The organism is Patulibacter ginsengiterrae (genome assembly GCF_056269115.1).
In genome coordinates this window covers 282,930-294,701 of the sequence record NZ_JBWDOG010000001.1, presented here as the reverse complement: position 1 = coordinate 294,701, position 11,772 = coordinate 282,930, and the positions used below count along the sequence as shown (strand labels likewise).

The following is an 11,772-nucleotide window of genomic DNA, read 5'->3' as shown; positions in this document are numbered from 1 at the left end:
GGCAAGCCAAAGTCTTGCTACGGTGTCGGCGTGCGCCAGATCAATCGACGACAACTGCTCGGCGGGGCAGCGGCGGCCGGGGTCGCCCTGCCCGTGCTCCACGAGCTGGTTCCCCACCAGAACCTGCACGGCGGTTCAGCCGCTGCCGCCGCGAACCCGCACGCCGGGCACGGCGCGGGAGGCGGCGCCGCGGGCGGTGGGATGAGCCACGGCGGTGGTCACGAGGGGCCGAGCTTCAGGCGCGGGAGTACCGTCGACCATCGCGCCAACGGGTTCAACCCGACCGACGTCCTGCGCGACTTCGACTACGGCCGGACCACCCGGCTGCCGGGCGGACGCGTCCTGCGCGAGTACCAGCTGATCGCGCAGGACAAGGAGATCGAGGTCGCTCCCGGCGTGAAGTACCCGGCGTGGACCTACAACGGCCGCATTCCGGGCCCGACCTTGCGTGCGACCGAGGGCGACCTGATGCGGGTCCGCTTCGTCAACGCCTCCGCGCACCCCCACACCGTCCACTTCCACGGCTTCCACCGGCCGGAGATGGACGGGATTCCCGGGGTCGGGGCGGGGGTGATCGCGCCAGGCAAGAGCACGACCTACGAGTTCGAGGCCGAGCCGTTCGGCCTCCACCTCTACCACTGCCACGTCGGCCCGCTGGCGGAGCACATCGCCCGCGGGCTCTACGGCACCTTCGTCTGCGACCCCCGGGGCGGCCGCGCCGATGCCGACGAGCTGGTGATGGTGATGAACGGCTTCAACACCAACTTCGACTTCGAGGGCAACCAGATCTACGCGGTCAACACGGTCGCCTTCCACTACATGAACGAGCCGATCAAGCTCAAGCGGAACGAGCTGGTCCGGATCTACCTCGTCAACGCGCTGGAGTACGACCCGCTCAACTCGTTCCACGTCCACGCGAACTTCTTCGACTACTACCCGACGGGGACCCGGCTGCAGTCCAGCGAGTTCACCGACATCGTCACGCAGGCCCAGGCCCAGCGCGGGATCTGCGAGATGCGCTTCAAGCACCCGGGGCAGTTCATGTTCCACGCCCACAAGACCGAGTTCGCCGAGCTCGGGTGGATGGGCATGTTCGAGGTCGCCTGATGACGACCGATACGGCTCCCGTCCCCACCCCTCCGGACCGCGGGCGCCTGCCGACCTGGGCCCTGGGCCTGGTCCCGCTGGTCCTGATCGTCGCCGCGCTGGTGACGCTCCTGACCCTCGGCGGCGGCACCCTCGGCGAGCGCAACGGCCCTCCGGTCGAGGACGTCGCCGTCGAGCGCACCGTCCTCCGCTCGGGCGCCATCGACCTGACCGTCCGCAACGTCGGCCCCGACCCGGTCGCGATCGCCCAGGTCGCCGTCAACGACGCCTACGTCGACTTCCAGACCGATCGTGACGAGATCGGCCGGATGGCGACCCAGAAGCTGACCCTCGACTACCCCTGGCAGGAGGGCTCGCCGCTGGTCGTCTCGCTGCTGCTCTCGTCGGGCGCGACGGTCGAGCACGCGGTCGACGTCGCCGTGGCGACCCCCGAGCCCGACGGCCGGTTCTTCGGCCTGATGATCCTGCTCGGCGTCTACGTCGGCGTGATCCCGGTCCTGCTCGGCATGCTCTTCCTGCCGTTCCTGCGCCGCGTCCGCAAGGTCTGGATCCGGGCCTTCCTCGCCGCCACGATCGGCCTGCTCGGGTTCCTCGCCGTCGACGCCTACCTCGAAGGCAGCGAGATCGCCGAAGGCAGCGGCGGCGCGTTCGGCGGCGTCCAGCTGCTGTTCCTCGGGGCCGCGGTGGCCTACTTCGCGCTGGTCGCCCTCGACCGCTGGATGCGCAGCCGCCAGGCGCGGGCGGCTGCGCGCGGCGCCAGCGCCTACCAGCTCGCGCTGCTCGTGGCGATCGGAATCGGCCTGCACAACCTCGGAGAGGGCCTGGCGATCGGGTCGGCCTACGCGATCGGCGAGCTCGCCCTCGGCGCGTTCCTGGTCTTCGGGTTCGCGCTCCACAACACCACCGAAGGACTGGCGATCGTCGCGCCGCTGGCCGACCGCCGACGGCCCTCGCTGGCCCGGCTCGGGCTGCTGGGCCTGATCGCCGGCGCGCCGGCGATCCTCGGCGCGGTGATCGGCGCCCGGGCCTTCAACCCCGAGCTGGCGACGCTGCTGCTCGGCGTCGGGATCGGGGCGATCATCCAGGTGATCGTGCAGCTCGTCCCCGCGATCCGCGACCGAGCGGGGAGGGTGCTGTACCCCACCACCGTCGGCGGCCTGCTCGCCGGCATCCTCATCATGTACGCCACCAGCCTGCTGACCGGCGCATGACCACGGTCCTGCGTCACGGCATCGGGCCGCGCCCGCCGCTTCGACCGGCGGCGGTCACCACTCCGTGCGGCCGAGCCGATCGGGCGGCGCGATGAGGACCGTCGGCGCCTCCGGGGGAACCGGACTCGCTCGCCTGCTGGGGCGGACAACGGCTACGCCCGCGGCGCACATCCTGCTGGCGCTCTCGGCGATGGCGGTCCTGGTCGGGGCAGCCGAGCACGCCTTCCTGTTCGCCGGCCGCTACGGCGCGGTCCCGACGGTCGGACCGCTGTTCCTCGTCAACGCGATCGTGTCCGTCGCGGCGGTCCTGCTGCTCCTCGACCGGCGGCTGGTCGCGTACGTCGTCGCGGCCCTCGCGGTCTCGCTGCTCTCGATCGGCGCGATCCTCCTGACCCACGGCGGCGGCCTGTTCGGCTACCAGGAGGGCGGCTACGACGGCCACGGCACCGTGACCCTCGTCGCCGAGATCCTCGCCGTGATGCTCGTGGCCGCCGCGATCGTTGCCGACCGTGGGGCTCGAGCGCCACGGGGCCGAGGTCGACGGGTTGCGCGCAGCGCGAGCGGAGCGGGGGCGGGTCGCGGTTGGCGCGCGGCGGCCGGCGTCACGGCGACGGTGCTCGTCGCGGCGCTCGCCTGCGGTGCGCTCCAGCCGGCAGGGCCGGAGCACGCCACGCCGACCCGTGCGACCGGGACGACGACATCCCGTCCGCGCGTGGTGGCGGCGGTCGTTCAGCGCGGCCGGGACGTCTTCGGCGGTGCCGGAGCCTGCGGTGGGTGCCACACCCTCGCCGATGCCGGCACGCGCGGGCGCGTCGGTCCCGACCTCGACCAGGCCCTGAGCGGTCGCGACCAGGCGTTCATCCGGCGGGGCATCGTCGACCCGCAGGCGACGATCGCCGAGGGCTACGCCGGTGATCTGATGCCCCAGGAGTACGGCGAGCGCCTCGATGCCCGGGACCTCGACGCGCTCGTGCGCTACCTCGAGGCCGTCGCGAACCCGTGATCGTCACTCGATCACCCAGCTCCTCGACGGGCTGGTCCCCTGCAACCAGCAGCGGCCGTGCGCTGCTCTGGGCGGCAGGCCTCCGGTCTGCCGGGTCCGGCCGGGACCCGGCGTCTAGACCGGAGCAACGTCCCGGGTCTTACACCTAGGGCCCGGGGCCTAGGCCTAGACAGCGACGGGCGCGGTGTAGCGCACGCCGGTCAGCTGCTCGGAGAGGTCCCACAGGAGCTTGGCGGTCTCGGGGTCGCTCGCCGCGGCGGTCCGGCCGACGAGGGTCGGGCTGCCGCGCAGCTCGCCGAGGCCGTCGGGGCCGACGTACGACGCGCCCGGCAGGTCCTGCGACGCGGCGAACAGGGTCGGGGCCGCGCCGGCGGCGTCGTCCTGGGCGATCACCCGGTTGCCGATCTTCATGCCGAACCGCTGCAGCGGGTGGGTGGTTGCGGACTGGAGGTTGGTCGCGGCGTACCCGGGGTGGGCGGCGAGTGCGCGGACCGGGGAGCCAGCCGACCGCAGCCGGCGTTCCAGCTCGAGGGTGAAGAGCAGGTTTGCGAGCTTCGACTGGCCGTAGGCGGCCCAGTTCTTGAACTCCCGCCGCTCCCAGTTGACGTCCGACAGGTCGACGTGTGCGCCGCGGTGGGCGCCCGAGGCGACCGTCACGACGCGGTCGGTGACGTGGGGCAGCAGCAGGTTGGTGAGCGCGAAGTGGCCCAGGTGGTTGGTGCCGAACTGCAGCTCGAAGCCGTCGGCGGTCGTCCCGCGCGGCGGGATCATCACGCCCGCGTTGTTGATCAGCACGTCGATCTTGCCCTCCCAGGCGTCGGCGAACGCACGGACCGAGGCGAGGTCGGCGAGGTCGAGCCGGCGGACCTCGACGTCGCCGTCGATCGTCGCGGCGGCGCGCTCGCCCTTCTGGAGGTCGCGGACGGCGACGATCGTGCGGGCGCCGACCCGGGCGAGCTCACGGGCGGCGATCAGGCCGATGCCGCTGTTGGCGCCGGTGACGACGACGGTCCGGCCGGCGTAGGAGGGGAGCGAGGAGGCGGTCCACTTGGAGGAGGGCATGGCTTGAATGTAGGCACTGGCAACTCAGTTGTCAATGACAACATCGTGCGGCGCTCGGCGCTAGGCTGGGGCGGTGGCGTCCCCGACCGACACCGACATCCCTCGGCCGTACCATCACGGCAACCTGCGCGGTGCGCTGCTCGCCCGCGCCGAGGAGCTGCTGGCCGAGACTGGGGTCGACGGGCTCTCGCTGCGGGCGATCGCCCGCGACGTCGGGGTCAGCCACGCCGCGCCCCGCCGGCACTTCGTCGACAAGCAGGCGCTGCTCGACGCGCTGGCCGAGGACGGCTTCCGACGGTTGGGCGAGGCGCTCGACGAGGCGCTGCAGGAGCCGGCCGACGGCTTCGTCGAGCGGCTCGGTGCGGTCGCGGTCGCCTACGTCGTGTTCGCCACCGAGCACGCCGCGCTGCTCGACGTGATGTTCGCCGGCAAGCACCGCCCGGGGGCGTCGGACAGGCTCTACGCGGCGGCCGAGCGGGCGTTCGCGGCGCCGCTCGAACTGATCGCGTCGGGCCAGGCCGAAGGCGAGGTCGTCGCGGGCGACGCCGAGCAGGTGACGTTGGCGGCCTGGGCCGGCGTCCACGGGCTGGCGACGATGGTCAACGCCGGTCTGCTGGATCCGGTGGCGCTGCCCGACCTGGTCCGCGCCACCGCCGAGCAGCTCGTGCTCGGGCTGCGACCCCGGACCTGAGGCGTCCGGCCGGCGTTCTCAGTCGCGCTCGAGATTCGACCTGGACCAGGGATTGTCGCGGAGCGATCCCGGCACGATCAGGACCCCGATGCTGCCGAGCAGGCCGATCGCGAAGATGATCGCCGAGTCAGAGGTCGTGAGGGGCCAATCACTACTCCTCGACGTGACGGCCAGGGCGACGCCGGCCATGGCACTCAAGGCGAGTCCCGGAGCCACGCGGGCGCCCACGCCTTCTCGCTGCTTGGCGATCTCGAGCGAGATGACGAGCCAACACGCCACGCCGGCAACGATGGCCAGGGCCACAACGTCAGCACGGGGCTCAAAAGGGGCGAACGGGTGGCCGAAATGCCTGATGACGTAGATCCCGCCCGCTGTGATGCCAACGGCGAGCGCGCCCAGGCGGCAGATCCAGAGGTCGTAGCGCATGCCTAGCTGACCAGTTTCGGCGGTGTCCGGGAAGGGACTACGTTGCTCGGTGTCTGCGCGGTGCTCGGGCGTGTTCCGGAAACGTCGTACATAGGTCGCTTCGGTCCGTGGGCTGGAACATGCAAGAGCCCAGTCTCGCCGAACCAGCCCTGTGACCACGGCTTGAACCGCGGCGGTGGTCAGACCGAGACGTCGGCGTCCTCGAGGGCGACTGGGTACGCAGTCCGCTCGCGTGTGCCGAGCAGCTCGGTTCCGACGGCATCATCGTCCAGGCGGCGCGCCTCGAGGTCGGAGCTGACCTTGGCTCCTGGCATCGAGGGGATGTAGACGAGTCGCAGTCCGGCGGCTTGCGCGGCGGCGGCGCCGACCGGCGAGTCCTCGAGCGCGACGGCGCGCGAGCTGGCGACGCCGAGCTTCGCGCAGGCGGCGATGTACACGTCGGGGGCGGGCTTCCCGGGGCCGCCGTCGGCGCTCACGACGGCGTCCAGGTATCGATCGAGGCCGGCGCGCTGGAGGGCGAGCGTCGCGAGCTCGCGCGGAGCGTTGGTGGCGACCGCGATCGGCAGGCGTCCGAACAGGCTGGCCAGCAGCGTGCGGGCGCCCGGCATGGGGGTCGGCGATGGGCCCGTCTCGAAGGCCTCGGTGAGGGCGTCGTGCAGGGCCGCGACCGGGACCTCGAGCACCGCGGCCGCCGACGCGACGGACGCGCCGTTGAGGCGGGCGAGCAGCTCGTCATCGAGCTCGCGCCCGCGGAGCTCGAGCACGCGCTCGTACGCCGCCTGCCACGACGCCGCGGAGTCGACGAGGAGCCCGTCGCAGTCGAAGATCGCGGCGGCTGGCCGCTCCCGCCCAGCGGCCCGACCCGTGGGGGCCTTCGCGCGGGCCGTCACCCGCTCGATCGCGGTCGACCGCCCGTCGAGCCCGACGGTCACGAGCATCGCCATCAGGACGCCGTCGCCGGTGGTCACCGGTGTCGGCAGCGCGGGCCGGCCCACGCGTTCGTTGCCGACGATGTCCTGCGGCTCGAAGCCGATCAGCGCGTCGTCGGCAGCGCCCGTCATCCCGACGTCGGTCACGTAGGCCGTCCGGCCCGGGAGGATCCGGGCGTCGGCGGTCGGCACGTGAGTGTGCGTGCCGAGCACCGCGCTGACGCGCCCGTCCAGCATCCACGCCAACGCCAGCTTCTCCGCCGGCCAGGACGCGTGGACGTCCACCAGGACGATGTCCGAGAGCTCCGCGATCCGCTGCACCTCATGCTCGGCGCCGTCGCAGGCGGAGATCGGTGCCTGCCCTTCTCGCCCTCCGATCACGTTGACCACGCCGAGCCGCACGCCGTCACGCTCGACGACCAGGCCGGCCCGGCCGCTCCCGTGCCGCGGAAGGTTGTCCGGGCGCACGATCGGGGAGTCGGAGCCGAGCAGCGAGTCAGCGCCTGGGGCGTCGTAGGCGTGGTTGCCGGTGGTGATCACATCGACGCCCGCAGCGAGCAGGCGAGCGGCGCCGGTCTCGTCGAGGCCGGCGCCGTTGTCGAAGGAGTTCTCACCGTTGGCCACGCAGAAGTCCACCGCATGGTCGTGGCGCAGTCGCGGCAGAAGCGACTCGACCGCGGTCAGTCCGAGCGGGCCGACGACGTCGCCGACGAACAGGATGCGGGCCAAGGTCTCGGGCGTGGGGGGAGGCTGCTGCTGGGTCACGCGAGCAAGCATATTCACAACTTGGCCGATAACAGAAAATTTACTTGCTCATCGGCGGGCCGGGCCTAACATGCACCGCATGCCGTCCCCTTCTCAGCCGCCGGTGGCCCCAGCCGTCGTGGCCCAGATCCGTTCCGCGCTGCCGGCCTTGCGGCCGAGCGACGCCAAGGTCGCCCGGGTCTTGATGGACGCGCCAGGCTCGCTCATGTCGCTGACCGTGGCCGAGGTCGCCGCCGCGGCGGGCGTGTCCGACGCGACGGTGATCCACTGCTGCAAGGAGCTCGGGTTCTCCGGCTTCCAGCACCTGAAGTTCGAGCTCGCTCGCGATCACGCTCCGGCCTCGGGGCTCCTGCACGAAGCGCAGAGCCTGGGCAGCGGGTCGCCGACGGCCGACGTCGTGGCCGACGTGCTGGGCTCCACGGTCAGCGCCGTGCGCGACGTCTCCGCGACGCTGGACGTCAAGCAGTTCGAGGCGGTCGTCGAGGCGATCCTGCGCGCGCAGCGGATCTGCGTGATCGGGGCGATGCCCTCGCTGATCCTGGCCGAGGACGCCGCCTACCGGCTGTCCACGATCGGCCGCCCCGCCGAGGCACCGGCGACGGACACCGCACAGCGCCTCGCGTGCACGCGGCTGACGCCGGGCGACCTGTGCCTGGTGATCAGCCACACCGGGGCGACCAAGCAGAGCTTCGCGGCGGTCCAGGCGGCGGCCGCGACCGGCGCGACGACCGCGGCCATCACCAGCTTCGCCCGCTCTCGCCTGGCGTCGTCGGTCGATCACCCGCTGATCGCGGGCGCGGCGGCGGTCTCGGTGCGCGTGGAGGCGATGGCGAGTCGCTTCGCGCACCTGGCCGTGATCGACGCGCTGTACGTCGCCACGGTCCTGCGCGACGAGCAGACGGCGCTGCAAGCCCGCCGCGTCGCCGACGCGATCCACGCCGAATCCCAGCTGTGACCATGACTGACACGATCTCCACGGCCGTCGGCCGCTCGATGACGCTGCGCGTCCTGACGCTGAACGTCTGGAACACCGACGGCGCGCCCGAGCGCCAGGAGCTGCTGCGGGCGGGCATCGCCGAGCTGCAGCCCGACCTGATCTCGCTGCAGGAGGTCGTGCGGACCGACGACTACGACCAGCTCGGCTGGCTGCTCGGCGACTCCGGCCTGCACGCCGTGCACCAGCTCGACCTGATCGACGCGCCGTCGTGGGGCGGTACCGCCCTCGCCTCGCGGTGGGCGCCGGCCCGCACGGTGGGGACGCTCCTGCCCGGCACGGTGGTCGGCGCCTGCACGATCGCCGCGGTGATCCCGCTGCCGATCGGCGTCGACCTGCTGTTCCACGCGGTCAAGCCGTCGGCGCAGTTCGACCACGAGGCCGACCGCTGTCGCCAGGCGATCGCGATCACCGCCCTGGACGAGCAGCTGCGTGGCCCGGCGCCGAGCATCATCGCCGGCGACTTCGACGCCACTCCCGACGCGGACTGCATGCGGTTCTACACCGGTCGTGGCGTGCTCGACGGCCGCAGCGTGCACTTCCGCGACGCCTGGGTGCAGGCCGGCGACGGCGGACCGGGCTACACGTGGACGTCGGACAACCCCGGCGTGGCCGCGACGACGGCGTTGGGCTGGATCCAGATCCCGCACCAACGACGGATCGACCACATCCTCGTCGGCGGACCGTTCGCCCACCCCGACGTCGACGCGCGGATCGTCCGCTGCGACGTCGTCCTCACCGATCCCCCCGCCAGCGATCACTACGGCGTGCTCGCCGAGATCGAGCTGGTCGTGCAGCCACCGCGCTGATCCGCCGTCCGCGGAGCGATCCGCGTCGTGCTTCCTCTCCCCAAGCAACAGCCTCTCCCCGAAGAACAGGAGTTCTCGTGCAGACCCCCCGTGGTGACCAAGCGTCCCGCGGCGCTTCGTGGCGCCGCAACCGCAGTTCCGTCCTGTTGGCCAGCGCCTTCGTGATCGGTGTCTCGACGCTGACGATCGGTTGCGGCGGATCCGAATCCCCGGCCGACGGTGCGGCGCCCTCGACCGACGCCGCTGCGGCGGCCAAGCCGATCGAGCAGTTCCGGATCGGGCTGTCGGCCTCCGAGCCGACCAGCAGCATGGATCCGAGCACGGACCAGACGGCCCATCTGGTCGATCAGTTCTTCATGGAGCGGCTGACCGAGATCGACGCGGCCGGCGTGCCGCAGCCTGCGCTGGCGGAGAAGGTCACGCAGCCCGACGCGAAGACCTACGTCTACCACCTGCGCCACGGCGTCAAGTTCTGGGACGGCGCGGAGCTGACGGCCGACGACGTCGTCTACTCGATGAACTACCTGTCGAAGCCGACCAGCATCAGCTCGTTCCCGTGGCCGTCGTTCAAGAGCGCCAAGGCGAAGGACCCGTACACGGTGGTCGTCACGCTCAAGCAGGCCGACGCGTCGTGGCCCAGCAAGGTCAGCCACCCGATGGCCCCGATCTTCCAGAAGAAGTTCGCCGAGGAGCACAAGGGGAGCATGGGCAAGCCCGGCACCCTGATCATGGGCACCGGCCCGTTCGAGCCCAAGCGGTTCGATCCGTCCTCGGGTGAGGTCGAGCTCACGGCGAACCCGAACTGGTGGGGCGGGAAGGTCGGCATCAAGAAGCTCTCGTTGAACTTCTTCGCGAAGGAGACGAGCCTGGCGCTGGCGATGCGCTCCGGCAGCATCGACGCGGGCGTCGGGGCATCGCGGGCGTCGGCCTTCGAGGCCTCGGCGGGCTCCGACGTGCAGGAGGTCTCGTTCCGGTCGTGCACCTCGCCGTTCATCTCGATGAACGTCCGCAAGGCGCCGTGGAACGACGTGCACGTGCGCCGTGCGGTCGCCCATGCGATCGACCATGACGCGCTGATCAAGGCGAGCGGGGCGCGGGCGGTGACGCCGGGCGCCAACCCGACGCTGATCGCGACCCCGAGTCTCGAGACCGTGGGAAGCAAGCAGGACGTCGAGGCGCTCCTCGCGTCGGTGCCGCAGTACGAGCACAGCGTCGAGAAGGCCAAGGCCGAGCTGGCCAAGTCGAAGTACCCCGACGGCGTCAACGCCGACTTCACGTACTACACGTGGGGGCCCTCGGGTGACGTGATGCAGGTGCTCGCGGCCCAGATGGCGGCGGCCGGCATCAAGATCAAGCCGCGGCTCGTGCAGTACGCCGCGTGGATCGCCAACGAAGGACAGGCGAACCTGGCCGAGCGGTGGACCACGCTCAACTACGCTGGCGGCTGCAGCAGCTCCGGTGATCCGAGCGGGTACGCGGGCTACCTGGGCGCGGCCAGCCTGAAGAAGGGCTCGTACAACTTCGCCGGCTACGGCACCGACGAGTTCAACGACTGGTGGGCGCAGTCGCTGGCGACGAGCGACAAGGACGAGCGCTTCGGTCTCTACTCCAAGATCGTCACGGCGATGGCGGAGGACGTGCCGTTCCTGCCGCTGTTCCTCGGCACGGAGCAGGTCTACCTGCGCAAGGGCTTCAGCGTCGCCAACGCCGGCAAGTGGCTGCCGACGGACTGGCCGCTCACGATCACGGCCGGGAGCTAGCCGGATGTCCTGGACAGCACGGGAGGACCGACGATGAGTCGCGGAGAGGCCGTCGCGTTCGTGGCCCGCCGCCTGGCGATGCTGCTCGCCCTGCTGGTGGTCGTGTCGTTCGCGGTCTTCTCGCTGCTGTCCATCGCGCCGGGCGATCCCGTCGAGGTCCTCCTGGGCACGACGCCCCGGACCGCGGAGACCGTGCAGGCGCTGACGGAGAGGTACCACCTCGACCAGCCGTTCCTGGAGCAGTACTGGATCTGGCTCAGCCACGCGGTCCAGCTGGACTTCGGGGACTCGATCCAGACCCAGATGCCCGTTACCGACGAGCTGGCCCGGCGCCTCGCGACGTCGCTGTTCCTCGGGCTGTACGCGTTCGCGATCGTGATGGTGCTCGGCGTCGGTCTCGGCATCGTCGCCGCGCTGCGTCGGCGCACCGGGGTCGACCGGGCGATCGTCGGGGCCTCGATCGTCGGACTCAGCACGCCGTCGTTCGTCGGGGGGATGGCGTTGATCTACCTGTTCGGCGTCGTGCTCGAGCTGTTCCCCGTCTACGGCGGCGGCTCCGGGTTCGTCGACCAGCTGTGGCACATGACGCTGCCGGCCGTCGCGCTGGCGTTGACGAGCACCGCTGCGGTCGTCAAGACCGTGCGGGCGGCGATCCTCGGGGTCGTCGACCAGGACTACATGATGTTCGCCCGTGCGCGGGGCCTGTCCCGGAAGCGGATCCTGATCGTCTACGCCCTGCGGAACGCGCTGATCCCGCTCGTGACGATGAGCGGCATCGTCCTCACGCACCAGATCGTCGGCGCGGCGCTCGTGGAGACCGCGTTCTCGCTGCCCGGCCTCGGAGCGCTGCTGGTGACGTCCGCCGCCCAGCAGGACATCCCGATGCTGCAGGCGATGGCGGTCCTGATCGCGACCGTGGTGGTGCTCGTCGGCCTGTTCTCCGACCTCCTGCTGGTGGCCGTCGATCCGCGCATCCGACTCGGGCGGCAGGCATGAGCGCGATGCAGCAACCGGG

At 71.4% G+C, this 11,772-nt stretch carries 11 protein-coding genes; 8 read left to right on the top strand and 3 right to left on the bottom strand.

Annotated elements, in window-relative coordinates:
• The first annotated feature begins 30 nt into the window (after positions 1-30).
• From ACVUH9_RS01280 to ACVUH9_RS01270, 3 genes are all read left to right on the top strand, one after another.
• Positions 31-1,107, top strand: coding sequence for a multicopper oxidase domain-containing protein (locus ACVUH9_RS01280; RefSeq protein WP_475753163.1), 1,077 nt, complete (start codon positions 31-33; stop codon positions 1,105-1,107).
• Complete coding sequence (locus ACVUH9_RS01275) at positions 1,107-2,318, top strand: ZIP family metal transporter (protein ID WP_475753161.1); 1,212 nt, start codon at positions 1,107-1,109, stop codon at positions 2,316-2,318. Before ACVUH9_RS01280 ends, ACVUH9_RS01275 begins: the two co-directional genes overlap by 1 nt.
• A 91-nt stretch (positions 2,319-2,409) precedes the next feature.
• Positions 2,410-3,321, top strand: a complete 912-nt coding sequence (locus tag ACVUH9_RS01270) for a c-type cytochrome (protein WP_475753159.1) — start codon at positions 2,410-2,412, stop codon at positions 3,319-3,321.
• A 165-nt stretch (positions 3,322-3,486) separates the two neighbouring features.
• On the opposite strand, the gene ACVUH9_RS01265 is transcribed toward ACVUH9_RS01270, so the two are convergent.
• Positions 3,487-4,383 carry an oxidoreductase gene (locus tag ACVUH9_RS01265; RefSeq protein ID WP_475753157.1) on the bottom strand — a complete coding sequence of 299 codons (897 nt, stop codon included), beginning with the start codon at positions 4,381-4,383 and terminating at the stop codon, positions 3,487-3,489.
• Between the two features lie 73 nt (positions 4,384-4,456).
• Between ACVUH9_RS01265 and ACVUH9_RS01260 the strand changes: the two genes are divergently transcribed.
• Positions 4,457-5,074: a TetR/AcrR family transcriptional regulator gene (locus tag ACVUH9_RS01260; protein ID WP_475753155.1), complete on the top strand. Its 618-nt coding sequence runs from the start codon at positions 4,457-4,459 to the stop codon at positions 5,072-5,074.
• An 18-nt stretch (positions 5,075-5,092) separates the two neighbouring features.
• On the opposite strand, the gene ACVUH9_RS01255 is transcribed toward ACVUH9_RS01260, so the two are convergent.
• Positions 5,093-5,500, bottom strand: a complete 408-nt coding sequence (locus ACVUH9_RS01255; RefSeq protein ID WP_475753153.1) for a hypothetical protein — start codon at positions 5,498-5,500, stop codon at positions 5,093-5,095.
• 179 nt (positions 5,501-5,679) lie between these two features.
• Positions 5,680-7,194, bottom strand: coding sequence for a YmdB family metallophosphoesterase (locus tag ACVUH9_RS01250; protein ID WP_475753151.1), 1,515 nt, complete (start codon positions 7,192-7,194; stop codon positions 5,680-5,682).
• A 79-nt stretch (positions 7,195-7,273) separates the two neighbouring features.
• Here ACVUH9_RS01250 and ACVUH9_RS01245 point away from each other — a divergent pair, with 79 nt between their 5' ends.
• The 4 genes from ACVUH9_RS01245 (at position 7,274) to ACVUH9_RS01230 (ending at position 11,753) form a co-directional block, all read left to right on the top strand.
• Complete coding sequence (locus tag ACVUH9_RS01245) at positions 7,274-8,149, top strand: MurR/RpiR family transcriptional regulator (RefSeq protein WP_475753149.1); 876 nt, start codon at positions 7,274-7,276, stop codon at positions 8,147-8,149.
• Positions 8,150-8,151: 2 nt separating this feature from the next.
• A complete protein-coding gene (locus ACVUH9_RS01240; protein WP_475753147.1) occupies positions 8,152-8,997 on the top strand; it encodes an endonuclease/exonuclease/phosphatase family protein in 846 nt (281 codons plus the stop codon).
• A gap of 77 nt (positions 8,998-9,074) precedes the next feature.
• The gene (locus ACVUH9_RS01235) at positions 9,075-10,757 is read left to right on the top strand and encodes an ABC transporter substrate-binding protein (RefSeq protein WP_475753145.1); all 1,683 of its coding nucleotides are present in this window, start codon (positions 9,075-9,077) and stop codon (positions 10,755-10,757) included.
• Between the two features lie 33 nt (positions 10,758-10,790).
• Complete coding sequence (locus tag ACVUH9_RS01230; RefSeq protein ID WP_475753143.1) at positions 10,791-11,753, top strand: ABC transporter permease; 963 nt, start codon at positions 10,791-10,793, stop codon at positions 11,751-11,753.
• The last annotated feature ends 19 nt before the right edge of the window (positions 11,754-11,772 follow it).